Raw genomic sequence first — 25,671 nt, 5'->3', positions numbered from 1 at the left:
TGCACGGTGTAACGTCGGTCGAGGCTTGTCGAGCCGTTCCATCATCTAGGCTCGTCAGCGATGACTAGCGAGAGCCAGGAACACGGCGCGGCGCGCCGCCCTGTCGAAGACGAGGTGGAAGTGGTCGCCGAAGAGACTCAGAAGCCGGCCAAGGGCGAGAAAAAGGAGAAGAAGGGGTCGTTCTGGAAAGAACTTCCCGTTCTTATCGTCGTCGCACTGGTGCTGGCCCTGATCATCAAGACATTCGTGGTCCAGGCCTTCTACATTCCATCGGAGTCGATGGAGAACACCCTGCTCAAGAACGACAGGGTCCTGGTCAACAAGCTCGTCTACCACACCCGCGACATCGAGCGCGGCGACGTCGTGGTGTTCTCCGGCGTCGACTCGTGGGACGGCGAGTTCCAGCTCGAAGAGCCGGCCAACCCGATCGCGGCGTTCTTCCGGTGGGTCGGCACGGCGTTCGGGATCGTTCCCGGCGAGAAGGACTACATCAAGCGGGTCATCGGCGTCGGCGGCGACCACGTCAAGTGCTGCGACTCCAAGAATCGCATCACGGTCAACGGCACGCCCATCGAGGAGGAGAGCTACCTCTATCCGGGCAACGTGCCGTCCGACAAGTTCTTCAACATCACGGTCCCGCCGGGGCGGCTGTGGGTGATGGGCGACCACCGTTCGGTCTCGCTCGACTCCCGCTCGCACACCGGCGACGCGGGCGGCGGCTCCATTCCCGAAGGTCAGGTCATCGGACGGGCCTTCGTGATCGTGTGGCCGTTCAACCGGTTCTCCTCGATAGACATCCCCGACACGTTCGCGCAGCCCGCGCTCCAGGCGCTGGGCGGGTCGGTGCCGCTGGTCGCCGGCTTCGCGTTCGCCGTACCCTTGGTGCTGGTCCGTCGACGCTGGCTGCTGCGTAGGAGGCGTTGATGGCCGTCACCAAGAAGGCGGAGGGCGTGGGGAAAGAGAAGAAGAAGGGCGGGTTCCGCGAGACCGTCCTGCTGCTCGTCATGGGTGTCGGCATCGCGCTGCTGCTGCAGGCGTTCGTGGTCGGCTCGTTCTACATCCCGTCCGTGTCGATGGAGAAGACGCTGCTGATCAACGACCGCGTGTTCGTCAACAAGCTCGCGGGCAAGCCCGAGCGCGGCGACATCGTGGTGTTCAAGGGCTGGAACGGCGAAGACACCATCAAGCGGGTCATCGGCGTCGGCGGCGACCGCGTCAAGTGCTGCGACTCCAAGAAGCGCATCACCGTCAACGGCACGCCGCTGGAGGAGTCCTCCTATCTCTATCCCGGCGATTTCCCCTCCGGCGACGACTTCGACGTCACGGTGCCCGCCGGGAAGTTGTGGCTGATGGGCGACCATCGCAGCGCCTCGGCCGACTCCAGGGCCCACCAGGAGGAGCCGGGCAAGGGCTTCATCTCGGAGGACGCGGTGGTCGGCAAGGCCGTGGTGCGCTACTGGCCGCTGTCGCGCGGCTATCTTTTCTCCCAGCCCGACACTTTCGACAAGGTCAAGTAGAGAGGGCGTTCGGTCGCGGTTTGCGGCGAATGGGGCGTACGCTGCCTGTGTCATGACAGTTGCGTTCCGCCCTCGACCGAGCGTCGTCCGCCGCGATTCCGGACTCTACGCCTATGAGCGGGCGCTGGCCCGCCGCGGCCTCACCCCCATCGCGGGCGTCGACGAGGCCGGCCGCGGCGCCTGCGCCGGGCCGCTTGTGGTCGCCGCCGTCATCCTGCGCAAGCCCATCGACGGCCTGGGTGACTCGAAACTCCTGGCCCCGCCGGTGCGTGAGCGCCTCTACGACCAGATCATGAACCTTTCCCATGTGGGCGTAGTGATCATCCCGCCTGGGGAGATCGACGCTAAAGGTCTTCACAAGAGCAATGTTTCAGGAATGAGGCGCGCTGTCGCACAGTTGCCCTGTGACCCGGAGTACATCCTGACGGACGGCTTCCCGGTGCCAGGCCTGCCGGCGCCGTCGCTGGCGGTGTGGAAGGGGGATCAGGTGGCCGCATGCGTGGCGGCCGCGTCGATCGTGGCCAAGGTGACCAGGGATCGCCTGATGGTCGCGCTCGACGCGCGCTTCCCGCTGTACGGTTTCGCCGAACACAAGGGGTATGTCACACCGGGACACCGGCTGGCGCTGGAAACGCACGGCCCGTGTCCTGATCACCGATTCTCCTTCGTCACGGTGGCGCGGGAGATGGGTGAAAATGAAATGGGGGCCGGGGTTGCCTGAGCAGGCGAACCGGGGGACCGGTACGACAGGAGGACCGCGATGAGCGCAGAGGATCTCGAAAAGTACGAAACCGAGATGGAGCTGCAGCTTTACCGCGAATACCGTGATGTCGTCGGTTTGTTCACGTACGTGGTGGAGACTGAACGGCGCTTCTATCTGACCAACTCGGTGGACCTCGACGTCCGTACCGCGGAGAACGGCGACGTGTTCTTCGACGTGAAGATGCAGGACGCGTGGGTGTGGGACATGTATCGGCCGGCGCGGTTCGTGAAGAACGTGCGAGTGGTCACGTTCAAGGATGTGAACGTGGAGGAACTGGCCAAGGCAGACCTGGAGATGCCAAAGGAAGGCTTCTCAGGCTAGGCGGGCCTTTGATGTGATCGCGAGCCCGGCAGCCGCTGGGCCGCACTACAGCTCTGGAGTCCCGCGACCGCGGTCTGCTCGCTACGTGCACCTGTAGGGGCTCTCAGGGCGGGGACGTGGCCTCGCTGCCGTAGCAGGCGTCCCTTGCCTCGTATCGGACACCGAGCACCTCGCCGCCACCCCTGCCCAGCGCCTCGCTTCTCACGGCGCCCCGCGCTCCTCACAGAGCTTCGCCCTCCACGGCGCCCGGACTTCCTACGGCCCCCCGCGCTTCTCACAGCGTCCCGCGCTTCTCACGGCGCTCCGCGCTTCTCGCAGAGCTTCGCCCTCCACGGCGCCCGGACTTCTTACGGCGCTTCGCCCTTCAGGGCACCCGCGCTTCTCACAGAGTTTCGCCCTTCAGGACACCCGTACCTCTCACGGCGGTTCGCCCTCCACGGAGCCCGCACTTCTTACGGCGCCAGGCACCTCTCATGGGGCTTCGCCCTACACGGCGCCTCGCCTCCCGCCTGCTCCCAACCCCTCACCGCGTCCGTCTCGTGCCGCGCCGCGCCGCGCCCACAGCCTGTGTCGTGCCCCTGCCCCGTGCCTCATCCCTCGCCGGGCGCTCGCTCCATCTCGCGCTCGCCCCAACGTCATGTCGCACCTCACGTAGCACCTCGCGTCCTGCCTCGCTCCGCCTCATCTTGTGCCTTCCACCTCGCCTCCCGCTTCGCATCGCACTTCATCTCCCGCCCACCTCATCCCGCATTGTGTCCTTGCCCCGCGCCGCACCCCTCGCCGAGTGCCCGTCCGTCCAACCTCGCGTGCTGTTCCATGCGCGTCCTGTACAGCGTGCTGCCCACCACACCCCTCTCGGGCCTCGCCATATCCCGCAGTGGCCTCATCCCGCACCCACGCACCCACCCCTGTCCAGCGCCCCGCTCCCCGCATCCCCCGCATCCCGCCCGTTCCAACGACACCCTCGCCGCGCCTCGTCCCGCATAGTTCCACCGTTCAGCGCGCCCTATCCCGCACCCCACCCGTCCCGCGCACTCGCCCAGCGCCAATCCCACGTCGTGCCGAGCCTGCCACCGCCCCCTGCCGCACAGCGGTCCCTACCTTCGCGATCTTCGTGGTTCCACGGTTCCACTTCCGGGCCCGCCACTTCCGGGCCCGCCACTTCCGGGCCCGCCACTTCCGGGCCCGCCACTTCCGGGCCCGCCACTTCCGGGCCCGCCACCTCCCGGCTCGCCACCTCCCCTCTATCCACAACCACACCGCCCACCCCACCCTCCATCCCCAGAACCACGTTCGGCCCCTCTTCCCCCACCCCACATCCACGAAAGTCAGGCCCAAGCCAAAGGCCAAGCCCACCTACCCCACCCCCTGGACCCAGATTTAGGACGGGGACCGGCCGGCTGACTCACGCCTCTGGCACAGACCCGACCGGACGGAGATGGCACATGGTCACAAGGAGCAAACTCAAGCTCGAACTAGGCAAACAGGGCGAACAACTAGCCGTGACCTACCTGGAAGCCAAGGGAATGCGGGTGATCGAACGCAACTGGCGCTGCCGCCACGGCGAGATCGACATCATCGCCGAAGACGGCCCCACCCTGGTCGTCGTCGAGGTCAAAACCCGCTCCGGCAGGTCCCATGGCACGGCGCTGGAGTCCGTACGCCCCGCCAAACTGGCCAGACTCCGGATGCTTGCCGCCCAATGGTTGTCCGCCCAGCCCCACACCTACGAGACCGTGCGGGTAGACGTGATCGCCCTGGAGCGCTTCGCCGGCGACTTCGCACTGCGCCACGTACAGGGGGCGATCTAGATGGCCGTGGCCCGCACCCGCAGCGTGGCCCTGGCCGGGGTGGCAGGCCACACGGTCGAGGTCGAGGCCGACGTGGGCAACGGCCTGGCCGGCTTTCACCTGATCGGCCTCCCCGACACAGCACTGAGCGAAGCACGAGACCGCGTCAGATCCGCGATGGTCAACAGCACCTACCCATGGCCCGACGCCCGCATCATCGTCAGCCTCTTCCCGGCCAGCCTCCCCAAGCGAGGATCCCAGTTCGATTTGGCCATAGCCGTGGCCATCCTGGGCGCCGCAGGAGTGGTTCCCGCCGAACGCATCGCGGAGCTGTTCTTCCTGGGGGAGCTCGGCCTCGACGGCCGCATCAGACCTGTACGCGGCATCCTCCCCTCCGTCCTGGGGGCAGCCAAGACCGGCGACGCCACGGTAGTGGTCCCGTCGGGAAACGCGGCCGAAGCCATCCTCGTACCCGACGTGAAAATCGTACCGGTGGCACACCTACGCCAACTCGTGGAGTGGTTGCGCAAGGGCGATGACCCGCCAGAGCTGGAGATCGAGGAGAACGTGGAGCCGCCCCGGTCCACCACCAGCCCGGAGGTCGACCTGGCGGACGTCGTGGGCCAGCCGGTGGCCCGCCGTGCCCTGGAGGTGTGCGCGGCAGGCGGCCACAACCTCTGGATGCTGGGCCCACCCGGCACCGGCAAGACGTTGCTCGCCGAACGCCTCCCCACCCTCCTGCCGGACCTGGACCTCGATCATGCCCTGGAGGTCACGGCCATCCATTCGGTCGCCGGAGTCCTGCCCTCCAACGCCCCCATGATGAGCAGACCTCCGTTCGTCAGCCCGCACCATACGGCGACCTCCGCCGCGATCATCGGCGGTGGCAGCACGGTCGTCCGTCCAGGAGCCGTCTCCCTGGCGCACAGAGGCGTGCTCTTCATGGACGAAGCCCCAGAGTTCCCCCGCCACGTGCTGGACGCACTGAGACAGCCATTGGAGTCCGGCCGCGTGACCGTCTCCAGGTCAGCGGGCTCGGTCACGTTCCCGGCCAGGTTCATGCTCATTCTCGCCGCCAACCCCTGCCCCTGCGCCCAGCCCGAGGACCAGGGGGACACCTGCCGATGTTCTCCCACCGTAAGACGCCGCTACCTGGGAAGACTCTCGGGCCCGCTCATGGACCGGGTGGACATGAAGGTCACGGTGGTCCGCTCATCCAGGCGCGAACTCCTGGCCGACCGCCAGTTCGTCGAATCCAGCAAAACGGTGGCCGAGCGCGTCCTCGCGGCCCGCGAACGAGCCGCCAAGCGCCTGGCGGGCACTCCATGGCGCACGAACGCCGAGATCCCGTCCTCTGTCCTCAACACCAACTACCGCCCCGGGGCCGCCGCCATGCAGCCCATGACCTCCTGCCTGGACTCCGGCACCCTCACCGCCCGCGGCCTCGACCGCGTCATCCGCGTCGCCTGGACCCTCGCCGATCTGGCCGACAAGGACAGCCCAGAACAAGACGAAACCAACGCAGCCCTCAGCTTCTGGCTAGGGGTGAAGTCGTAGCGCACACCAGAAAGCCCAAACACCCAACAGCCCACCCAAGAACGCTGTGGTTACCGCCTGCTCGCCCACATGCGGCCTGGAGAACACCTCCCACTGACCGTCGACCCACCAGCTGATGGGACACCACCGTCCACCCCGCCAGCTGTATCGCATCCCCACCCATGGCGCTCTGACATCGCGCAAACACCCATGTACGGGGGCGCCGTACATCGCGCGAGTCACCATCGGAACGCTGCGGATCCCGCACGCCATCTACGAGAACCCAAAGCCCCCTTGCATCACCTGGAGAAATCCAGATGCCGCAGGCACCGCTCAGAGGAGTAACTGCGCCGCGGCCGCCGTCCCGGCAGACAGCGTGAACAACCCGCCCCTGCATCCGTGACCAGCACACCTGCACCTGAAGAGGCCGCCATGACGAGCACACACCCCGACCCTGCCGCACCCCATGCCGGCAGGGCCCCTGCAGAACCTTCTGCCACCAGCCATTCAGAACCCGAGCCAGAATCCCCACCCACGGCCACACCAGGAGCCATGATCGCGGCTGGACCTGGACCTGGACCTGGACCTGGACCTGGACCTGGACCTGGACCTGGACCTGGACCTGGACCTGGACCTGGGGCGACAACCGCGGCCATGGTGGAGGTCCAATCCAGAGCAGCTCTCATGCGTGCCACAGACGTAGGCGACACCATCATGGGCCGCCTCGTCATGCAGTACGGCGCCGCAGCGGCGGTGAAAGCAATCCGTACCCGTACCCTGCCACCAGAATTCATAGCCGCAGAGACCACCCAGCGAGACCGCCCACCCGACCTGACCGCCCGCCTGAACGCCTGGTACGCCCGTCTGGCGGCCGCCAACCCCATCGCCGACCTGGAAGCAGGAGCAAGATCAGGAGCCAGGCTGATCACCCCCGGCAGCCCCGAATGGCCCACCCAACTAGACCAGCTAGGCCCGAGCCGCCCCCTCGCCCTATGGGTCCACGGCGCAGCAGACCTCCGCTACTCCTGCCTCAAGTCCGTAGCGATAGTGGGGGCACGAGCCGCCACGTCGTACGGCATGCACATCGCAGCAGAGTTCGGCGTCGGCCTCAGCGAATCAGGTTGGACCGTCGTGTCAGGCGGAGCCTTCGGCGTGGACGCAGCAGCCCACAGAGGAGCACTGGCAGCCGATGCGCCCACGGTCGTAGTCCTGGCCTGCGGCGTGGACGTCTGCTACCCAAGCAGCCACGACACCCTGTTCAACGCCGTCAGGAATCAGGGGGTCGTGATCAGCGAGTGCCCACCCGGCGTACACCCCACCCGAGCCCGCTTCCTCATCAGAAACCGCCTGATAGCCGCCCTGTCGAGAGGCACGGTCGTTGTAGAAGCCGCGATCCGCAGTGGCGCACTCAACACGGCCACCCACGCTCTGACCCTCAACAGGCATCTGGGAGCGGTCCCCGGCCCGATCACCTCGGACATGTCAGCCGGCTGCCACAGACTCCTCCGAGAACGCAAGGCGGTCTGCATAACCTCCCCAGAGGAGATGATCGACCTCGTCGGCGTCATAGGAGACGACCTGGCCACGCAGAACCGAGCTCCTGTGGTCCCCCGGGACAAGCTCAACGAACCGACCAAGAGAGTCCTCGACGCCATCCCCGCCCGAGGCGGCGCAGGCCCGGCCTCCATAGCCGTGGCCGCCGGCATTGGACTGGACGCCACCCTGAGCGCCTTGGGCGGCCTGGCAGCCGCAGGCTACATAGAGCGAACCACCAAGGGCTGGCGCATCCGCAAACAGGTGACTTCTTACCCCAAAGCCCCAGAATCCGCCGCCCTGGAACCCCCGCCCACCCCGCACCCCGACCCAACCGAACCCCCACCGTTCCCCGACCCGGAACACGACTAGCCAAGGCCGACCAGCAAAGCTCGCCGCATCAGGCACGGCCCACCCCAGAAGCGGATTGGAGGCGGTACGCCACCAAGCGATAGATCGACGATCGAGCGGCAGGCCGTCTACCAGACCCCACGAGGCCAAGCGGGCGAAAACCACATCGTCCACCGTGAGGTGCTATCCCGCCGAGCGGTGGATCGACGGTCGAGCGGCAGGCCCCCTACCAGGCCAAACGCGGTCGAGCAGGCGAGAAACGTCGTCGCTCACCGGGATGCCGTTCGGAGAGGTGCTATCCCGCTGAGCGGTGGATCGACGATCGAGTGGCAGGTCGCCTACCAGGCCAAACGCGGTTGAGCAGGCGAGAAACCAGACCGCTCACTGGGATGTCGCCTGAGGTTCCGCGGGCCCACCCCCACGACCCTCACTCACATATCTGCTCTGGACCGCCACAAAGTAGGGGTCACCGGTGGTCGATTCTCTGCGCGAGCCACTGCTCAGCCGCCAGACTGTGTTTGCGGCCATCGTTCTGCTCTCCTAAGGTCTCGACCAAGGCCCTCCAAGGACCAAGCGATGGCCGTCACCATGTCCCCAGCTCCGCACTGATTCGGGTGCCGATGCATCGGGGCCACCCCCTGTAGGTGCAATCTCAGGGCGAGAGCCGTGGGCGGCAGTCCGTACGGCAGAACGGACGCGAGGCGTACTCGTCCCGCTTTGCTGCCCTGCACGGAGGGCAACTGACACCACTGCCTGCGGAAGCAGAATCCCGGACGTCAGAGCCGTAGGCACGGGTGACGTAGAGCGGGCTCAGTGAAATCTTGGTGCTGACGGAACCACGCACAGACTGCTTGTACAGGCAACGAGGGACGGCGGCGAACGACCGGGCGGCCGGCCGATGTAGGGACGTGCGGTCAGAGGAGCGGAGAGCGTGCGCAGGAATTGCGCGTTACCGGAAGACAGGACGGGAACCGAAGGTTGGTTGGGCGTGACTACTAGTTCGGACCAGCGGTAGGAGTCGGGCGTGAATGTCGGTTCGGGCAGCGGCGGATATGTGGCAAACGGCGAAAGTACGGTCGACGGCGGAAGCACGGGCGGCGGTGAGGATGCGGCCAGGGGCGGAAATATGGCCGGCGGTGGACGTGTGGTCGGTGGCGAAGGCGTGGCCAGTGGCGGGCGTGCGGGGAACGGTGGTGAGGATGCGGCCAGAGGCGGGCGTGTGGGAAGTGGCGGGGGTACGGCCGACGGCAGACGTGTGGGAAGTGGCGGGGGTACGGCCGACGGTAGACGTGTGGTCGGCGGGGAGAGGACGGGTAGCGGTGGAAGCCCGGAGGTGGGTAGGGAAGAGGTGGTGGCGGAGTTCGGGCGGTATCTGCGGTTTGAGCGTGATCTTTCCCCGCACACCGTCCGGGCCTACCTCGGAGACGTCAACGCGTTGCTCGACCATCTGGACGGCCGGCTAGAGGGGCTGGATATCGCGACGCTCCGAGAATGGCTGGCTGAACAGCATGGGGCGGGCAAAGCGCGGGCCACGTTGGCGCGCAGGACCGCCTGCGCCCGTACCTTCACCGCCTACTGTCATCGCCGAGGATGGCTGCCGGTCGATCCTGGGTTGCTGCTCGGGAGTGCCAAGGCGCCACGGCCGTTGCCTGCCGTGCTCGATCAGCGGCAGGCGGAGGCGGTTCTCGAGGTTGGCTCGACCGGTGAGCCCAAAGAACTGCGGGATCAAGCGCTTCTTGAGCTGCTGTACGCCACCGGTGTGCGGGTGAGTGAACTATGCGCGCTTGACGTTGATGATGTGGACCGTGAACGGCACATCGTCAGGGTGCTGGGCAAGGGGCGTAAGGAGCGATCGGTGCCGTTCGGATTGCCTGCTCTTCGTGCTTTGGATCGGTGGTGTATCCACGGGCGGCCTTTGTGGGTGAAGGCGGGGTCTGGGCCGGCGCTTTTCCTCGGGGTGAGGGGCGGTCGTATCGATGCCGGGACCGTGCGGCGGGTGGTGCATGCTCGGCTGGCTCAGGTAGAGGGGGCACCGGACATGGGGCCGCATGGCTTGCGGCACACTGCGGCGACTCATCTGCTTGAGGGTGGTGCGGACCTTCGTAGCGTGCAGGAGGTGCTGGGGCATGCGTCGTTGAACACCACACAGATCTACACGCATGTCTCGATCGAGCGCCTGCGGGCGGCATATCGACAGGCGCATCCGAGGGCCTGAGCAGAGAACCTCTGCCGGGCGTGTTCGTGCGTGGTGGGCGTCTGCTGGGGCGTGCCCGAGGGCTTGTGTAGTGGGCGTCAGCTGGTGAATGGCCGGGAATTGTGTTGGGGGCGTCTGCTGGTGAGTGCCGAAGGCTGGCGTAGGGAACATCCGCTGGTGGGTGCCCGAGGGCGTTCCGATTGGAGACGACAGTGAAGGCGGTCATCTGCCACCCGTGACACCGCTGGTTGATCTTCGAAGATGGAGACGGGTTGCTAGGCGGTGGGTTGTCAACGGCACCGGAGTAGTGGTGACAGGGCTGGAGATCGGGGCAATGGCGGCTGATCTGTGGCGTAGGGGTGGTTGCAGGTCGATATGGCACTCTCCGTCTTCGGCCTTCTTCGGGTCCCTGGCGTTCGGGTCTTTCGGGTCTTCGGCTGGGCGTGTTCGGTCTTCGCCTTGAGCACCGGGTTTGTGTCCGTGTTTGCTGCTGGCTCTGCCTCGGCGTTTTCGCCTGTTCCTGGCGCCGTTTCTGGGGCGTTGTTTGCGGTGTTGGCCTCTTGGCGGGTGGTGCTGGGCTGTTCGGAGGCGGCTCCTTCGGAGTCTGCGGTGTAGAGCGGTGACCAGGAGGATCGCCCCGAGCAGCACGCCTATTCCGATGACGGAGGTGGTGGGGGTCGAGGTCGAGCGTGTCAGGAGTCGGGTTGTCGCCGTGGAGTGCGGGGGCTGGTTCGACTCGGGGGTTGTGGCGGCCGGGGCAAGGGTTGCTGCCTGGAGCTGCGGTGGGCGGATGGTGCCTTGTGCTGTCTCCGGCCTTGATGCGGGGGTTTCGGGGCGGGGCTGTAGCGCTCGATTTGGTGGGGCTGCTGGTGATGTGACGTGGAGTGCTGATGTGAATGGGAAGAGGGCGGAACTGCCAGGCGGGAGGTAAGAGGTCAGAGCCGGTGTGATTGGGGAATCTGCCACGGCCAATGTGGGGGGTTGTACGGCTGCTGCGGCGGCTGCGGTCGTTTCAGGCGGGGCGGTGATGGCGTTCGGGGGAGAGGCCGTGGTGGTTGAGGGCCAGAACGGGAGCAGGCGGGCGGGGGCCTGGCCTAGAAGTAGGAGCGGGTTCAGGTATCGGGCGTCGCGTAGAAGACCCCAGTGGAGGCAGGACTCCTGGCAGTGAGGCTTTGCGGCTTCTAGAACGCCCAGCTTGGTGCCTGGCGTGACGGAGTCGCCTCGTCGTACTGATGCTGTGACTGGGAGGTACGTGGTGCGCAGGCCGTCCTCGTGATCGATGGTGACTACGCCTTTTCCAGCGACGGGGCCTGCGAAGCGGATTGTGCCCGCTCCTGCTGCTCGTACGGGGGTTGATGTGGGAGCGGCCAGGTCAATGCCGCGATGGCCGGCTAGCCAGGGCTGGGGCGGTGGGGAGAAACGGCGCAGGACCCGGGGTTGGCCGTCCAGCGGCCAGCGCCAGGTGGGAGGAGAGGCTCTTGCCGGGAGGGCGGGTAGTTGGAGGACCACTGTCGCCGAGATGACCGCGGCTAGGAGGGATCGGCGTATTGGTGTCGCGATCGATTTGGTCTTGTGGCTTGTGGAGGGGACGGCAGCGGTGGGTTGGGGCTGGTAGAGGGCTGGAGAGTGGGTGTTGGAGGTGTTGGCGGCTTGGGTTGTGGGGTGGGCGAGGGTGAGGGCTGCGGGGGCGAGGTTCATGGTGGGAGTGTTGCTGGAGGCGCGCGGTTCGCGGACGGGCGAACGTCGTTCTGTGGATATCCGGTGGCGGGGGCGGATGGGTTGTGGATGAAGGGGCCGAGTGGTGCTGGGCAAGCGGGATGATGGGGCTGCGCGGTTTGGGAGTGGGCGGGCGTGAGCTTGGGTCTTGGTAGCGGGCCAACTGTGCGCTTCAGCTTTGGGAGCGGGTTGGCTGTGAGCTTCGGTCTTGGTAGCGGGCTGGTTGTGAGCTTGGGCGTTGGGCTTTGGCAGGGCTAGGAATAGCGCTTGGTGTGGACGAGAGTGTCCATGGAGTCCGTGATCGTCGGGGGTCCGGGCGGTGTGTTCGGGGCTGAGGGTTTGGGGCGGCGGGGGCGTAGAGGGGATGTCCAGATCCAGACGGAGCTCAGGGCTATGCCCGCGGTACAGATGAGGATGACCGGGCGGAGGCCGATGAATTCGGCCAGGACGCCTCCGGCCAGGCCACCGAGGGCGAGGACGCCTTGAACCGCGAAGGTCATGGTGGCGTTCACCCTGCCGCGGAGTTCTGGGGCGGTTTCGCGGAGGGTGATGGCGCCCATGCAGGTGGCGAAGGCTACGACGATGCCGCCTGTGATCGTTCCGGTGATTGAGAGCAGTGAGATCTTCCACCACAGAGGGCCGTCCAGCAGGCCGACCGCGAGGGTTTCCATGGGGAAGAAGAGCACCGTGATGAGCAGGATGCGGTTTTCGCCGTAGCGCTTGGAGAGGCGGGCGGTCAGCCAGGCGCCGAGGAGGCCGCCTACGCCGCTCAGGGAGATGAGGACACCGATCAGGGCCTTGGGGATGTTGAGCGTGTTCAGCATGTAGAGCATGTAGACAGCGGTGTACGCCATGGCGAAGAAATTGATCGTGATGCCTGCGCCCAGGAGAGCGCGTAGCAGGGGATGGGTGACGCTGGTTTTGAGGCCCTCCACGACGTCGCGCCACATGCCTCGGGACGCTGCGGGAGTGGTCTTCTCTGGGGTACGGATGGAGCGGAGCAGCAGGGCTGATGTCAGGAACGCCAAAGCTTCCGTGAGTACGGCCAGGGGTGCCGTGAGGAGTTGTACCAGGAGGCCCGACAGGCCGGGGCCGCTGACTGAGGCCACCGAATAGGAGGCGTGGAAGCCGGCCATCGCCTCGGTTCGCTGTGCGGGGGCGACGACTGCGGCCACATGAGGGAAGTTCGCCGCCTTGAAGAGCACTCCGGCCGAGCCGATCACCAACGCTACGACGATCAACCAGGTGACGTTCAGGATGCCCAGGAGCCAGGCAACGGGGACCGTGGCGGCGGCTGCGCAGGACACGAGTTCGCAAGCGATCATCAGTGGGCGGTGGCGGGTCAGCCGGTCGGCTATGGCGCCTGATTGGAGGCCGAGCAGGAGAGCCGGTATGGAGGCTGCGGCCGTCAGTATGCCCATTTGGGAGGGGGATGCGGTGAGCAAGGTGATCGCGGTCAGGGGGATGGCCAGTTTGGACACTTCTGAGCCGGTGATCGAGATGGTTCGGGCTGTCCAGAGCAGGCGATAGTCGCGTTGCTTGCGGAGGGGGGTGGTGCCATCGGGTGGTGTTTCAGGAGCCGGGGCTCTGGGTGCCGCTTCAGAGACGGTGACTCCAGGAGCGCCGTCACCAAGCGTGCTGTCTCCCGAGGTGCCGTCTCCAAGGGCGCCGTCTCCAAGGGGCGTTCCAGGTGAGGCGGCTCTTGGCGGTTTCTCAAGTGAGGTGGTTATTGGTGGCGGCTCAGGTGCGATGGCAGTTGGTGTGGCCGCCGGTCTCGTGGGTTCTGGCTTGGCTGCTGAGGTAGCGGCGGTTGGTGAGGTTGGTCTGGATGCCTTTGGTGCAGTCGCTGGGGTGGGGGCTGCTGGTGCCGATTTCGGAGTACGGCCTGCTGGTGTCGCTTCCAGAGTGGGGCCTTCTGGTGCTGTCTTCGGGGTGAGGTCTCCTGGCGTTGCCTCCGGAGTAGGGCCTCCTGGCGTTGCCTCCGGGGTGAGGCCTTCTGATGCTGCCTTTGGGGTTGGCTCTACTGGTGTCGCTTCGGGGGTGGTGACGGTTCGGGAGGTGGCGGGGGCGGTGCTTGTGGCTGTGGTGGGGCTGGTTCGGTTGTGAAGGGAACGCTTCATAATAGATGTGAAGGTAGTCCTTCACAGTTCTGAAAGCAATACTTCAGAACTGTGGCTAGGTACCTTTGGCTCATGACGCGGGACAGTGAGTGGCTCAGTGACCCCAAAGCGATGCGGGCGCTGGCTCATCCGGCGAGGCTGATGATTCTGGACAGGCTTGGCGTCGAGGGGAGTGCTACTGCCACCGAGGTGGCCGAGATTGCGGGGATCACGCCCAGTGCTGCCAGCTATCACTTGCGGATGTTGGCCAAGTACGGGTTCGTGGAGGATGCGCCGCCGCGAGGGGATGGCCGGGAGCGGTTGTGGCAGGCGGTGGACAAGTCGCTCAGCGTTGGTGTTCTGCCTGAGGATCAGCCGGAGGTTCGGGCGGCCAAGGTTTCGTTGATGGCGGCGTTTCGGCGGGAGGCCAATGACGAGGCGAATCGAGCTCTGTCGCAGGTTGATCAGGAGCCTGAGGATTGGCGTGACGCGACGCAGTTCGGCCGGACTCGGATCAGGGTGAGTGCTCAGGAACTGGCGCAGTTGAGGGACGGGATCGAGAAGTTGATCGAGCCCTATCGGGTGCGACGGCGTAGTGAGGCGGAGGCGCCGGAAGGGGCCAGGATCTCTGAGGTTCAGGTCAATTTGTTCCCGGTTGCGAAGAGAGGGGTTCCGGGGCTGCCGACCGAGGATCACGACGCGGTCTGAACGTCGGGGTGCGGTGCCGCAACGTCGGGGTGTGGAGGTCGGGCGGTGGCGGCCTGGGAGGACACGGCGGTTGGGCGGCTCGGGAGATCGGCGGCCTGAGTGGTTGCAGATCGGGTGGTGCTGGTTTGGAGAGGAGTGCTGAGGCGGTCGTGTTGAAGCGTTGGTGGTGGTTCGGGGATTGAGCGGGGGTTCGGGCTGGTGAGGGTGAGGGATAGCTCGGGCTGAGGGAGAGGCCCCGGTTGGCGGGGCAACTTGCCGGGCGGGGTGGCCGGGGTTGGGCGGCGAGGTAGCTGGGTGGCGCGGGTTGGTGGGTTGGGCAGTTCGGGTGGGGTGGCTCGGGCTGGCTATTGGGGTGGCGTGGGTTAGTTGGGAGGTAGCTCGGGTTGGTGCGTGACGTGGGCTAGTTGGTGGGGTGGCGCGGGACGGGGAGAGGCCCCGACTGGTGGGGCAACCTGGGTTGGGTGGGTGGTCAGGGTTGGCCGGTGGGGTAGCTCGGGTTGGGTGGGTAGCTGGGGTTGGGTGGGTGGCCAGGGTTGGCCGGTGGGGTGGCCAGGGTTGGGTGGGGTGGCTCGGGTTGGGTGGGGTGGCTCGGGCTGGTGGGGTGGCCGGGGTTGGGCGGTGAGGTAGCTGGGTTGGCGCGAGTTGGTGGGTTAGCAGTTTGGGTCGGTGGCTGGCGCGGGCTGGTTGGTGGGTAGCTCGGGCTAGCTGGCGAGGTAGCTCAGGTCGGTGGATGGCGAGGGCTGGTGAGTGGGGTGGCGCGGCTCAGTTGGTGAGGTAGCTCGGGTTGGTGGGGTGGCCGGGGCTGGTTGGTGGGGTGGCTTGGGTTGTTGGGTGAAGTGGCTTGGGGTGGGGGTGTGTGAGTGGGGGTTTGCGGGCTGAAGTGGGATTTGGGCTGATGGTTGGGTTTGGTGGGGATGGAGGCGTGGGGTGGCCCTTTGACCGTGGACGGTCAGGCCGGGGTGGCGTGGGAGGTAGACTTTTCGGTGGCCTGTGACCACAGGCCGACTTCGCATGCCCCATTGCGGACCGCGCCTTCGGTCCGGGCCACGTGCCCGGCGGGAGCGGGTTCGGGGCATCAGGGCGGCAGACAACGCGCTGTCGCGGCATAACCGAAAACCGCGCCCATCCGCAGGGCGCCAAGACCTGGAGGACCAGCACATGGCCCCCGTCGTCACCATGCGACAGCTGCTCGAGAGTGGCGTTCACTTCGGTCACCAGACCCGGCGCTGGAACCCGAAGATGAAGCGCTTCATCTTCACCGAGCGCAACGGCATTTACATCATCGACCTGCAGAAGTCGCTGTCGTTCATCGACCGTGCCTACGACTTCGTCAAGGAGACCGTCGCCCACGGCGGCACGATCCTGTTCATCGGCACCAAGAAGCAGGCCCAGGAGGCCATCGCCGAGCAGGCCGCTCGCGTTGGCATGCCGTACGTCAACCAGCGCTGGCTGGGTGGCATGCTCACCAACTTCTCCACCGTGCACAAGAGGCTTCAGCGTCTGAAGGAGCTCGAGGAGCTCGACTTCGACAACGTCGCCGCCTCGGGGCTCACCAAGAAGGAGCTCCTCATGCGCCGTCGCGAGAAGGACAAGCTCGAGCGCACGCTCGGCGGTATCCGTGACATGGGCCGCGTGCCCAGCGCGGTGTGGATCGTCGACACCAAGAAGGAGCACATCGCGATCAGCGAGGCCAAGAAGCTTGGCATCCCGGTCGTCGCGATCCTCGACACCAACTGCGACCCCGACGAGGTCGACTACCCGATCCCGGGCAACGACGACGCCATCCGCGCCGTCGGTCTGCTGACCAGGGTCGTCGCCGACGGTGTCGCGGCCGGTCTGATGGCTCGCTCCGGCGCCGCTCGCGGTGACGAGAAGCCGGCCGCCGCCGAGCCGCTGGCTGAGTGGGAGCGCGAGCTCATCGAGCAGGGCACCGGTGAGCGTCCTGCCGACGAGGCCGCGGCTGCTCCCGTGGCCGTTGCCGAGGAGGCCGTTGCCGAGGAAGGCGCTGCCACCGAGGCCGCTGTTGAGGCTGCGGCTTCGACCGAGGCTGAGGTCCCCGCCGAGGCTCCGGTCGAGACCCCGGCTGAGGCTCCGGCCGCTGCTGCTGAGGGCGAGACCGAGCAGCAGGCCTGATGCTGCTTCAGACTCCCCGATGTCGGTTTCGGCTTCGGCTGCGAATCGGGGAGTCTGGCTTCAGGTTCGGCTTCGAGGCCTGAACTCAGGGGTCTTGTCTTAGGGCTTGATCCCAGGGTTTGGCTTGAGGGGCCTGGTGGATCTTCAGGTGTTCTTCTCGCCGGTCATCTTCTTGGTGGTCGTTGAGGGTCCTGGTGGCGGATGTTGCCGCAGGCAGGGTTAGGGCACGTGAGGGTACGCGCTGAGGCGGCCGAGTAGGTTCGGGTTTGGCACGGTAAGGCGTGGCGCGGCTCTGTCTGCTAACAGGGCGGATGCCCACGGCAACGCCTGCGGAGTGGTGTTCTGCGACCTCGGTGAGGCGATGCGGAACAGCGCGAGGCAGAGCGGCAAGGCAACGTGACAGCTGAATAGGGCAAGCCACCGGCGGTTGAGAGTTCTTGGTGGTCGGTCAGGCAAGGTGTGTGTGCTGGCTCGGCAAATGGCTGAGTCGGTACGGCATGCCGGGCGGGGCGGCCCCTGGGCTCGGGCGGTAAGCCAGGCCAAGGCGCAGGCGGCGAAGACAGGGCGGTGGCCCGTGATCGTACAAAGGCGTGCGGGCATGGTGTGACCGCTTCTGGATGCGACTTCACTTGGGTGTTCTGGTCATGGTTCGGAATTTGAGTGTTCGGGCCGTGGTTTGGAAGGCCGGGTGGGGTGGTGGCCGGTCGCTGAGGCTGAGGCTGAGGCTGAGGCTGAGGCTGAGGTTCGGTTGGTGCCGGGTTGAGCCAGGTGAGTGAGGCGGTTGCTGAGCTCGAGGTTGGGCCAGGCGGTTGCTGAGCTGGAGCCGGCCAGGCTAGGCGGTTGCAGGGCATGAATCAGGTCAGGCGGTTGCTGGGCCGGAGTCAGGTCAGGCGGTTGCCGAGCTGGAGCCGGGTCAAGCGGTTGCTGAGCTGGGGTCTTGCCAGGTGGTTGCCGGGTTGAGGCTGGGCGGTTGCTGAGCTGAGGCTGGGCCTGGCGGTTGCCGGACTGAAGCGGTGGCTGGGTTGAAGCTGGTGCTGAGGCGCGGCGGATGCTGAGCTGAGGCCAGGCAAGGTGGTTGCTGAGCTGAGGTTGAACCAGGCGGTTACTGGTTCGAGGTCGGACCAGACGGTTACAGGTTCGAGGTTGGGCCAGGTGGTTGCTGGTTCGAGGTCGGGCCGGGCTGGTTCGAGTGCTGAGGTGAGGCGAGTGCTGTGCTGAGGTGGTAGGCCGAGGCGAGGCTGGGCAGTATGCCGAGCGAAGCAGCAGCAGAGCCGGGCTGAGCCGAGTCACGAGTACGACAGACAACGCTCCCGTACGGCACCTGGTTGCCGTACGAACAAAGGGTGGGCGGCCGGATGATTCGGTGCCCGCCCGATCCACGATGACGACGACGAAATCCCACAAGGAAAAAGAGCAATGGCTTCCGTGAACATGGCCGACGTCAAGCGGCTTCGCGAGATCACCGCTGCCGGCATGATGGACTGCAAGAAGGCGCTGGAGGAGTCCGAGGGCGACTTCGACCGCGCCATCGAGCTGCTGCGCCTCAAGGGCGCCAAGGACGTGGGCAAGCGCGAGGCTCGCACCGCTTCCAACGGCCTCGTGGCGCTCAAGCAGGACGGTGACTCCTCCGCCGCGCTCCTCGAGCTCAACTGCGAGACCGACTTCGTGGCCAAGGGCGAGCGCTTCCAGGAGCTGGCCGCCCAGGTCGTCGCGCACATCCTCGAGACCAAGCCCGCCGACGTGGCGACGCTGCTGGAGTCCTCCTTCGACGGCAAGTCCGTCAAGGAGCACCTCGACGTCGCCAACGCCGCGCTCGGCGAGAAGATCGAGGTCCGCCGGTTCTCGGTGCTGGAGGGCGGCTACATCGGCGCCTACATGCACAAGACCGACCCGGCGCTGCCGCCGGCGGTGGGCGTGCTGGTCCAGCTCGACAAGCCGAACGCCGAGGTCGCCAAGGACATCGCGCAGCACGCCGCTGCCATGGCCCCGCAGTACCTCAAGGCCGACTCCGTACCCGCCGAGGTCGTCGAGAAGGAGCGCAAGCTCTTCGAAGAGATGACCCGCGACGAGGGCAAGCCCGAGGCCGCCATCGGCAAGATCGTCGAGGGCCGCGTCAACGGCTGGTACAAGGACTTCACGCTGCTGCAGCAGGCCTTTGTGAAGGACAACAAGAAGAGCGTGGGCAAGTACGCCGACGAGAACGGTGTCGAGGTCCTCGGCTTTGTCCGCTTCAAGGTCGGTCAGGCTTAGGCTTAGGCAAGCTGCCAGCTCAACGATCCGCCGAATGAAGGAGGCCGCCGCCGTGCAGGACCACCGGGAGACAGCCCACGAATCCACACGGACGGCGGCTTCCCCATTTCCAAACCCGCAAGGACCACTACGGTGGAAGCGGGTGATGTTGAAGCTGTCAGGGGAGGCGTTCGCCGGCAGCGAGCCGCTCGGCATCGATCCGGTGGTCGTCGATCACCTGGCCGATTCGATCGCCGAGGCGGTCAAGGAGGGCGTGCAGGTCGCGGTCGTGGTCGGCGGCGGCAACATGTTCCGCGGCGCCACCCTGTCGCAAGGCGGCATAGACCGGGCCAGAGCCGACTACATGGGCATGCTGGGCACCGTCATCAACTGCCTGGCACTACAGGACTTCCTCGAACGGCGGGGCGTGGAGACGCGCGTGCAGACCGCCATCACCATGCAGCAGGTGGCTGAGCCGTTCCTGCCGCGCCGTGCGATCAGGCACCTCGAGAAGGGGCGCGTGGTGATCTTCGGCGCCGGGCTCGGCTCGCCGTTCTTCTCCACCGACACCGCGGCGTCCCAGCGCGCCCTGGAGATCGGCGCCGAAGCGCTGCTCAAGGGTACGCAGGTGGACGGGATCTACGACTCCGATCCACGGAAGAATCCGGATGCGGTCAGGTTCGACCATCTTGACTACGGCGAGGTGCTGCTCCGCGACCTCGCAGTCATGGACGCGACCGCGATCAGCCTGTGCAAGGACAACGATCTGCCGATTGTGGTCTTCGACCTCATGGGCGAGGGCAACATCCTGCGAGCGGTACGCGGTGAGAAAATCGGCACGCTGGTGAGTCCCGCAGGCAAATGAGCGAGCGAGCCCGACACCGCCAGCTAGAAGACGACAGGGAGCCGCTGTGATCGACGAAACCCTCCTCGAAGCCGAGGAAAAAATGGACAAGGCCGTCTCGGTCGCGAAGGAGGACTTCGCGAGCATCCGTACGGGCCGGGTCACCCCTTCGATGTTCAACAAGATCAACGCCGAGTACTACGGCACGCCGACGCCGATCCAGCAGCTGGCGTCGTTCCACGTGCCCGAGGCGCGCATGGTTCTCATCCAGCCCTACGACAAGAGCTCGATGGGTGCGATCGAGAAGGCCATCCGCGACTCCGACCTCGGCGTCAACCCGACCGACGACGGCCAGGTGATCCGCGTGACGTTCCCGGAGCTGTCCGAGGAGCGGCGCAAGGAGTACATCAAGGTCGCCAAGAACAAGGGCGAGCAGGCCAAGGTGTCGGTGCGTAACATCCGCCGCACGGCCAAGGAGACGCTCGACAAGATGATCAAGGACGGCGAGGCGGGTGAGGATGAGGTCAGGCGGGCCGAGAAGGAGCTCGACGACCTCACTCAGAAGCACGTCGCGAAGATCGATGAGCTGCTCAAGCACAAGGAAACCGAGCTGCTCGAGGTCTGAGTCGAGTCGAGCCAAGTTTGTTCGAGTCGAGTCGAGTCGAGTCGACTCGTTCGAGGTTTCGAGGTCTTTGAGCGGCTCGAAGGCTCTGGGTCGCTCGGAGCCTCGAAGCCTGGAAGGCTCCGGGTCGCTTGAAGCCCCGGAATCTCTGGGTCGCCTGAGGCTCGTGTCGGCTTTAGGGCTCCGAGTTGCTTGAGGTTCGGGTCGGCTTTGGGGCTCCGGGTTGCTTGAGGTTCGAGTCCGGCCCGAGGGCCTCAGGTTGCTGGGAGTCTGGGTCGGCCTGAATGCCTCAGGTTGCTGAGGGTTTGGGTCGGTTTGAGGGCCTCAGGTTGCTTGAGGTCTGGGTTGGCTCGGGGGCTTCAAGTTGCTTGAGGTCTGAGTCGGCTTGAGGGTCGAGTTGCTCAAGACTGGGCGGCGCTCCGCGAGGTGGGTCGCCGTACGTAGTGGGTCTGCCTCTAGGGTGGGCTGGTAGCGCGACGCGGGTCCGCCTCCAGGTGGGCCGGTGATACGAAGCGCCTGCGGTGGCCCGTGTTCGGTGGGCCGCCGTGGGTGATGGGCCCTGCGCCCGCGGTCCTCGTCCCGGTGGCAAGCTGGTGGCAAGGGCGTGGGCGCTCGGCTCCGACCCCGATGGTGGCGGCCGTGACTTTCGGCCACCAGGATTGGGGCTGTGGCTCGGTCCCGGGTGTACGGGGCCGTGGCGCGGCACTGGCGATTGGGGCTGTGGCTCTAGGCCCCCGTGATAGGAGCCGTGGCTTCTGGCGGCCGGGGGCCGTGGCTCTTGGAGAGATCTGTGGACGAACGTACGGCTGGCACCAGCTCGAGCGGCGGCAGCCGTACCGGAAGGAACCTGCCCGCCGCGATAGCCGTCGGCGTGGTGCTGGGGGCGCTGGTTCTCGGCACCCTCTACACGATCAAGGAGTTGTTCCTCCTGGTCCTGGTGGGGGCCGTCGGCGTCGGCGTGCTGGAGCTGATCAAGGCCTTCGACACCCGGGACATCAAGGTTCCCGCCGTGCCGGTGCTCGCGGGCCTGGTGGCGATGCAGGCGGGGGCCTACTGGGGCGGGCCGATGTGGTTGCTGGCCACGTTCGCCCTGTCGGCGCTGGTGCTGCTGGTCTGGCGGATGTTCAGCGACGGTACGGACGGCTACGTACGGGACGCCACCGCCTCGGTGTTCACGCTGTTCTACCCCGCGATGCTGAGCGCGTTCGCGGCGCTGATGCTGGAGGCGGAGGACGGCCACCACCGGGTGGTGATCTTCATCGCGGTGACCGTGGCGAGCGACATCGGCGGCTACATCGCGGGCGTGCTCTTCGGCCGCCACAAGATGACGGTGATCAGCCCGAAGAAGACCTGGGAGGGGTTCGCCGGGTCGGTCATCGCCTGTGTGGCCGTTGGGGGCTGGCTGGTCGTGTGGCTGCTCGGGGGCGAGATCTGGCAGGGCGCGCTGATCGGCGCGCTGGCGGCGCTGCTGGCCACGGTGGGCGACCTGATCGAGTCGATGATCAAGCGGGATCTCGGTATCAAGGACCTGGGCACGATCCTGCCGGGGCACGGCGGCCTGATGGACCGGCTGGACTCGCTGGTGACGACGCTGGTGCCGGCCTGGCTGCTGATGACGCTCTTCTTCTGAAGAAGAGCCTAGTGGCGCTGCGACTCCATGGCCTGCGTGGTGATGGGGGACAGCCACAGCCACCGTACGGCCTCACCGCCGAACGCAAATCCTGACATGTCGGGCATGTGGGGTGGGTTGGCCTGCATCAGGACGCCCGAATACTGCGGACCCAGCGGGAACGTCTCAGGCGCGTGATACCACTTGGCCGTGTGCCCGTGGCCCAGCCACGTCACCGAGTGCCACGGATACTGCGACAGCCACACCAGCAGCAGCGCCGCGTCACGCGGGTCCTCGCGGGTGGCCACGGCCAGCTCGATCCTGGCGTACGCCCCCGGCTTGTCGATCCACTGCTCCACCGTCGGCATACGCTGACAGCTCATCCCCACCGTGGACAGCACGGTGAACCCGCGATCCTGCTGCGGCGGCCGCTCGGTGATGCCGACGGTCGGCAGCCGTTCGCCGCTGGCGTCCCAGTATCGATCGGCCGGCCCCAGCACCCCGTCCAGATGCCCCATCACGAACTGCTGGAACGACGGCCACGACCCTTCGCTGTGCCGCCAGCGCCAGTAGGATCTGGCGTTGGAGATACGGGGCCGCAGCCCTTCGAGCGCCTCCGACAACGCCCACGCGAACGGCGACTCGCCCACCGCGTCGCGCGCGTATCCGGGCATGCCCCTGCTCATGTCCGCCCAGCCCGGGATGACGGCCAGCAGCTCGTCGTTCTCGTAGAGCGCCACCCCGTCGCCCTCCTCGAACCACAGCGGGTTGAGCTGGCCGAGCGGCCGGCGGCCGTCGGGGTGCAGCGTGTTGGGCCTGGGCATCAGCGGCGGCAGGCCGGAGTTGATGCGGGCGAGGTCGACGACGGGCGGGGCGGGCCGGTGGTTGGCCAGCCAGACGGCGCCGTGCACCGTACCTTCGGGCGAGCACAGGTAAGCTACCGAGGAGTCCTCGTCCCGCTCGACCACGAGCGTCCGGCTGCCGTACGGGTTACCGGCGGCGAGAACGACCTCGGTGCCACCCTCGCCAGATGCCGACCGAAAAATCGCCATACGTGATGACTGTAGATCCGGCGGAGACCAAGACGCGAGCCGTACCGTGACCAGGAATGCCACCTCCGATCCGAACGTTCACTACCCTGGTCGACAACCCCTCAAGCAAAGGCAGCAACGTGTCCCAGCCAGCAGGCCAGCTCACCTTCGTCGCGCCCCGGCGGGCCAAGCCCGCACGGCACCTGGCCGACCTGTCGATGGCCGACCGGCGGGCCGCCGTCACCGAGCTGGGGGAGAAGGCCTTCCGCGCCGACCAGCTCTCGCGCCACTACTTCGAGCGTCTCACCACCGACGTCAACGCGATGACCGACCTGCCCGCGACGGCCAGGGAGAAGCTGTCCGCGCTGCTGCCCGACCTGCTCACGCCGGTCAAGGAGCAGACCACCGACGGCGGCACCACCCGTAAGACGCTGTGGCGGCTGTTCGACGGCGCGCTGGTCGAGTCCGTGCTCATGCGCTATCCCGACCGCGTCACGATGTGCGTGTCGTCGCAGGCCGGCTGTGGCATGAACTGCCCGTTCTGCGCCACCGGCCAGGCCGGGCTGACCCGCAACATGTCGACCGCCGAGATCGTCGAGCAGGTCGTGTCCGGGGCGCGGGCGCTGGCCGCCGGCGACATTCCCGGCGGGCCCGGGCGGGTCAACAACGTGGTGTTCATGGGCATGGGCGAGCCGCTGGCCAACTACAAGCAGGTGATCGGGGCGGTGCGCCGCATGGTGGAGCCCGCGCCCGACGGGCTGGGCATCTCGGCGCGCGGCGTCACGGTCTCCACCGTCGGCCTGGTGCCCGCGATCGGCAAGCTCGCCGACGAGGGGCTGCCGGTCACGCTGGCGCTGTCCTTGCACGCGCCCGACGACGAGCTGCGCGACACGCTGGTGCCGATCAACACCCGGTGGAAGGTGGCCGAGGTGCTCGACGCGGCCTGGGCCTACGCCGCCAAGACCAAGCGGCGCGTCTCGATCGAATACGCGCTGATCAAGGACATCAACGACCACGAGTGGCGGGCCGATCTGCTCGGCAAGCTGGTCAAGAACAAGCTGGTGCACGTCAACCTCATTCCGCTCAACCCGACGCCAGGGTCCAAGTGGACGGCTTCGCGGCCGGAGGACGAGCGGGCGTTCGTGCGGCGGCTGCAGTTCCACGGGGTGCCGGTGACGGTGCGTGACACGCGGGGCCGGGAGATCGACGGCGCCTGCGGGCAGCTCGCCGCCGCCGAATGAGCGGGCCCCCTATGCCCTGCGCCTGAGCCAGGCGTACGCGGTCAGTCCGGCCACGCACCAGGCCAGGGAGATCGCCGCGAGCTGGGGAAACTGGATGAGGAGGTCGCCGGAGTTCGCGGCCTTCATCCAGGTGATGAGCGGGACCGTGAGCCAGTAGAAGGATGAGGCGCTCAGCAGCAGCATCGCCATGAAGCCGAGCAGCAGGACCATGATCGAGATGGCCGGCGACGGCAGGATGACGCGGCTGGTGAGGGCGCCCAGGGCGGTGCCGGTTAGGGCGGACAGCCCGTACATGACGAAGGCCGCGCTCAGCAGCCCTGACGACGGGGTGCCGGTCATGCCGAGCAGGACCGCCCAGGCCATGCCGAGCGCCGCGAACGTGAGGCACGCCGCGAACGCCGCCACCAGGCCCGCCGCCACCTCCCTGCCCCGGCCGCCGACCTGGATCGCCGACATCTCGCGCTGCCGGTCGGGCTCGGTGTCGAGCAGGCTCCTGGCGGCCCAGGCGAGGATGGGAATGATCAGTACGGCGCCGTCCGTGAGCACCGTCGCCTCCGCGCCTCTCGGGGCCCGGTTGCCGTAGACGATCGCCAGCAGGCCCAGGGTGAGGAGTAACGCCTGGTAGACGCGGTGAGAGCGGACGTAGGCGGCCAGGCGGAAGACGGCCAGGGCGATCATCCGGTCTCCTCGACTTCGCTGGCTCGGTATCCCTCGGCGCGCATCCTGGTGAGAAAGTCCGGAAGGTCGCCGATGGGCACGGTGACGGCGACGGTGGAGGTCAGGCCGGTGGTCCCAGCGGCGGCTGTTTCGAGCTGCGGGGGGTTGGTGGTGCTTTCCTTGAGGTGGCCGTCGAGTACGGTCCAGTGGCGCAGGCCCGGCAGGCCGCGTAAACCACCCTGGTGGTCGCTGGCGATGACGATGCCACCTCTGCCGGCCACCTCCGTCGCTATCGAAGGCAGCGTGACACGCGTGTCGGTGTCCAGGCCGGCGAACGGTTCGTCCAGGATCAGCAGCCCGGGTTCGGCCATGAGTGCCTGGACCAGGCCCACCTTGTGCGCGCTGCCCTTGGACAGGTCGCTCAGGGGCGTGGCGAGGAGGTGGCCCATGTTCAGGCGCTCGGTCCACGGCTCCCAGCGGGCGTGGCCGCGTACCCGGGACATGTGCCGCAGGTAGGCCGTGACCGTGAACGCCTGATCTGTGGGAAAGCGGTCCGGGGCGAAGCCCACGACGGCCGGGCGGTCGGCGATCGTGCCCGTCGTCGGCCGGGCGAGGCCGGCCAGGAGACGGAGCAGAGTGGACTTGCCTGCTCCGTTAACGCCGGTGAGCTCGATCACGTCGCCGGGGGCGAGGTGGGCGTCGGCGTCTTCGATGACGAAAGAATCACGTCTTCGGTAGCGGAAAGAGACCTTGGACAGACGCATGGTGCTGTAACGG

At 66.9% G+C, this 25,671-nt stretch carries 20 protein-coding genes; 15 read left to right on the top strand and 5 right to left on the bottom strand.

Annotation, left to right across the window (positions count from 1 at the left end; translation table 11 throughout):
• The first annotated feature begins 60 nt into the window (after positions 1 to 60).
• From lepB (C4V41_RS11455) to C4V41_RS11415, 8 genes are all read left to right on the top strand, one after another.
• Positions 61 to 924 (top strand): signal peptidase I, encoded by an 864-nt coding sequence (lepB, locus tag C4V41_RS11455; RefSeq protein ID WP_103955814.1) that lies wholly within the window; start codon positions 61 to 63, stop codon positions 922 to 924.
• On the top strand, positions 924 to 1,517 hold the full coding sequence (gene lepB, locus C4V41_RS11450; protein WP_103955813.1) for a signal peptidase I: 594 nt from the start codon (positions 924 to 926) through the stop codon (positions 1,515 to 1,517). Before lepB (C4V41_RS11455) ends, lepB (C4V41_RS11450) begins: the two co-directional genes overlap by 1 nt.
• 52 nt (positions 1,518 to 1,569) lie before the next feature.
• Entirely contained in the window at positions 1,570 to 2,238 is a 669-nt protein-coding gene (locus C4V41_RS11445; RefSeq protein ID WP_103955812.1) for a ribonuclease HII, read from the top strand.
• Between the two features lie 39 nt (positions 2,239 to 2,277).
• Positions 2,278 to 2,601, top strand: a complete 324-nt coding sequence (locus tag C4V41_RS11440) for a DUF2469 domain-containing protein (protein WP_026215037.1) — start codon at positions 2,278 to 2,280, stop codon at positions 2,599 to 2,601.
• A 1,445-nt stretch (positions 2,602 to 4,046) separates the two neighbouring features.
• Positions 4,047 to 4,412: a YraN family protein gene (locus C4V41_RS11435; protein WP_103955811.1), complete on the top strand. Its 366-nt coding sequence runs from the start codon at positions 4,047 to 4,049 to the stop codon at positions 4,410 to 4,412.
• Complete coding sequence (locus C4V41_RS11430) at positions 4,413 to 5,948, top strand: YifB family Mg chelatase-like AAA ATPase (protein ID WP_103955810.1); 1,536 nt, start codon at positions 4,413 to 4,415, stop codon at positions 5,946 to 5,948. It begins immediately after the preceding gene.
• Between the two features lie 663 nt (positions 5,949 to 6,611).
• The gene (gene dprA, locus C4V41_RS11420) at positions 6,612 to 7,832 is read left to right on the top strand and encodes a DNA-processing protein DprA (RefSeq protein ID WP_327536818.1); all 1,221 of its coding nucleotides are present in this window, start codon (positions 6,612 to 6,614) and stop codon (positions 7,830 to 7,832) included.
• A 1,327-nt stretch (positions 7,833 to 9,159) separates the two neighbouring features.
• Positions 9,160 to 10,026, top strand: a complete 867-nt coding sequence (locus tag C4V41_RS11415; RefSeq protein WP_103956506.1) for a tyrosine recombinase XerC — start codon at positions 9,160 to 9,162, stop codon at positions 10,024 to 10,026.
• Positions 10,027 to 10,227: 201 nt separating this feature from the next.
• On the opposite strand, the gene C4V41_RS66055 is transcribed toward C4V41_RS11415, so the two are convergent.
• Together C4V41_RS66055 and C4V41_RS11405 are read right to left on the bottom strand one after the other, a co-directional pair.
• Positions 10,228 to 11,703, bottom strand: a complete 1,476-nt coding sequence (locus tag C4V41_RS66055) for a M23 family metallopeptidase (RefSeq protein WP_200823909.1) — start codon at positions 11,701 to 11,703, stop codon at positions 10,228 to 10,230.
• Between the two features lie 272 nt (positions 11,704 to 11,975).
• Positions 11,976 to 13,841: an MFS transporter gene (locus tag C4V41_RS11405; RefSeq protein ID WP_103955808.1), complete on the bottom strand. Its 1,866-nt coding sequence runs from the start codon at positions 13,839 to 13,841 to the stop codon at positions 11,976 to 11,978.
• A 72-nt stretch (positions 13,842 to 13,913) separates the two neighbouring features.
• On the opposite strand from C4V41_RS11405, the gene C4V41_RS11400 reads away from it, so the two are divergent.
• The 6 genes from C4V41_RS11400 (at position 13,914) to C4V41_RS11370 (ending at position 21,986) form a co-directional block, all read left to right on the top strand.
• Entirely contained in the window at positions 13,914 to 14,528 is a 615-nt protein-coding gene (locus tag C4V41_RS11400) for an ArsR/SmtB family transcription factor (protein WP_103956504.1), read from the top strand.
• A 1,158-nt stretch (positions 14,529 to 15,686) separates the two neighbouring features.
• On the top strand, positions 15,687 to 16,661 hold the full coding sequence (gene rpsB / locus C4V41_RS11390; RefSeq protein ID WP_103955807.1) for a 30S ribosomal protein S2: 975 nt from the start codon (positions 15,687 to 15,689) through the stop codon (positions 16,659 to 16,661).
• A gap of 1,416 nt (positions 16,662 to 18,077) precedes the next feature.
• Positions 18,078 to 18,911 (top strand): translation elongation factor Ts, encoded by an 834-nt coding sequence (gene tsf / locus C4V41_RS11385; protein ID WP_103955806.1) that lies wholly within the window; start codon positions 18,078 to 18,080, stop codon positions 18,909 to 18,911.
• A 145-nt stretch (positions 18,912 to 19,056) separates the two neighbouring features.
• Positions 19,057 to 19,755 carry a UMP kinase gene (gene pyrH, locus C4V41_RS11380; protein WP_043634871.1) on the top strand — a complete coding sequence of 233 codons (699 nt, stop codon included), beginning with the start codon at positions 19,057 to 19,059 and terminating at the stop codon, positions 19,753 to 19,755.
• Positions 19,756 to 19,801: 46 nt separating this feature from the next.
• Positions 19,802 to 20,359 carry a ribosome recycling factor gene (gene frr / locus C4V41_RS11375; protein ID WP_103955804.1) on the top strand — a complete coding sequence of 186 codons (558 nt, stop codon included), beginning with the start codon at positions 19,802 to 19,804 and terminating at the stop codon, positions 20,357 to 20,359.
• 787 nt (positions 20,360 to 21,146) lie between these two features.
• A complete protein-coding gene (locus C4V41_RS11370) occupies positions 21,147 to 21,986 on the top strand; it encodes a phosphatidate cytidylyltransferase (RefSeq protein ID WP_200823908.1) in 840 nt (279 codons plus the stop codon).
• Positions 21,987 to 21,994: 8 nt separating this feature from the next.
• Here C4V41_RS11370 and C4V41_RS11365 read toward each other — a convergent pair whose 3' ends face one another.
• A complete protein-coding gene (locus tag C4V41_RS11365; protein WP_103955803.1) occupies positions 21,995 to 23,017 on the bottom strand; it encodes a suppressor of fused domain protein in 1,023 nt (340 codons plus the stop codon).
• Between the two features lie 119 nt (positions 23,018 to 23,136).
• Here C4V41_RS11365 and rlmN point away from each other — a divergent pair, with 119 nt between their 5' ends.
• Positions 23,137 to 24,237, top strand: a complete 1,101-nt coding sequence (gene rlmN, locus C4V41_RS11360; RefSeq protein WP_103956502.1) for a 23S rRNA (adenine(2503)-C(2))-methyltransferase RlmN — start codon at positions 23,137 to 23,139, stop codon at positions 24,235 to 24,237.
• A 9-nt stretch (positions 24,238 to 24,246) separates the two neighbouring features.
• Here rlmN and C4V41_RS11355 read toward each other — a convergent pair whose 3' ends face one another.
• Complete coding sequence (locus tag C4V41_RS11355; protein WP_103955802.1) at positions 24,247 to 24,915, bottom strand: hypothetical protein; 669 nt, start codon at positions 24,913 to 24,915, stop codon at positions 24,247 to 24,249.
• A complete protein-coding gene (locus C4V41_RS11350) occupies positions 24,912 to 25,658 on the bottom strand; it encodes an ABC transporter ATP-binding protein (RefSeq protein WP_103955801.1) in 747 nt (248 codons plus the stop codon). Before C4V41_RS11350 ends, C4V41_RS11355 begins: the two co-directional genes overlap by 4 nt.
• Positions 25,659 to 25,671 lie beyond the last annotated feature (13 nt).

Origin of the sequence: Nonomuraea solani (assembly GCF_900108335.1) — a bacterium.
Taxonomy (GTDB): Bacteria; Actinomycetota; Actinomycetes; order Streptosporangiales; family Streptosporangiaceae; genus Nonomuraea; species Nonomuraea solani.
The sequence above is the reverse complement of the archived record's forward strand: the minus strand, read 5'-3'. Positions and strand labels throughout refer to the sequence as shown.

What these genes read in the sequence shown, in the direction of transcription:
- C4V41_RS11350 (WP_103955801.1), bottom strand. Translation starts at nt 25,658, where the DNA reads ATGCGTCTGTCCAAGGTCTCTTTCCGCTACCGAAGACGTGATTCTTTC.
- C4V41_RS11405 (WP_103955808.1), bottom strand. Translation starts at nt 13,841, where the DNA reads ATGAAGCGTTCCCTTCACAACCGAACCAGCCCCACCACAGCCACAAGC.
- pyrH (WP_043634871.1), top strand. Translation starts at nt 19,057, where the DNA reads ATGTTGAAGCTGTCAGGGGAGGCGTTCGCCGGCAGCGAGCCGCTCGGC.
- rpsB (WP_103955807.1), top strand. Translation starts at nt 15,687, where the DNA reads ATGGCCCCCGTCGTCACCATGCGACAGCTGCTCGAGAGTGGCGTTCAC.
- lepB (WP_103955814.1), top strand. Translation starts at nt 61, where the DNA reads ATGACTAGCGAGAGCCAGGAACACGGCGCGGCGCGCCGCCCTGTCGAA.
- tsf (WP_103955806.1), top strand. Translation starts at nt 18,078, where the DNA reads ATGGCTTCCGTGAACATGGCCGACGTCAAGCGGCTTCGCGAGATCACC.
- C4V41_RS11440 (WP_026215037.1), top strand. Translation starts at nt 2,278, where the DNA reads ATGAGCGCAGAGGATCTCGAAAAGTACGAAACCGAGATGGAGCTGCAG.
- C4V41_RS11400 (WP_103956504.1), top strand. Translation starts at nt 13,914, where the DNA reads ATGACGCGGGACAGTGAGTGGCTCAGTGACCCCAAAGCGATGCGGGCG.
- lepB (WP_103955813.1), top strand. Translation starts at nt 924, where the DNA reads ATGGCCGTCACCAAGAAGGCGGAGGGCGTGGGGAAAGAGAAGAAGAAG.
- C4V41_RS11430 (WP_103955810.1), top strand. Translation starts at nt 4,413, where the DNA reads ATGGCCGTGGCCCGCACCCGCAGCGTGGCCCTGGCCGGGGTGGCAGGC.
- C4V41_RS11355 (WP_103955802.1), bottom strand. Translation starts at nt 24,915, where the DNA reads ATGATCGCCCTGGCCGTCTTCCGCCTGGCCGCCTACGTCCGCTCTCAC.
- C4V41_RS11435 (WP_103955811.1), top strand. Translation starts at nt 4,047, where the DNA reads ATGGTCACAAGGAGCAAACTCAAGCTCGAACTAGGCAAACAGGGCGAA.
- dprA (WP_327536818.1), top strand. Translation starts at nt 6,612, where the DNA reads ATGCGTGCCACAGACGTAGGCGACACCATCATGGGCCGCCTCGTCATG.
- C4V41_RS66055 (WP_200823909.1), bottom strand. Translation starts at nt 11,703, where the DNA reads ATGAACCTCGCCCCCGCAGCCCTCACCCTCGCCCACCCCACAACCCAA.
- C4V41_RS11445 (WP_103955812.1), top strand. Translation starts at nt 1,570, where the DNA reads ATGACAGTTGCGTTCCGCCCTCGACCGAGCGTCGTCCGCCGCGATTCC.
- C4V41_RS11365 (WP_103955803.1), bottom strand. Translation starts at nt 23,017, where the DNA reads ATGGCGATTTTTCGGTCGGCATCTGGCGAGGGTGGCACCGAGGTCGTT.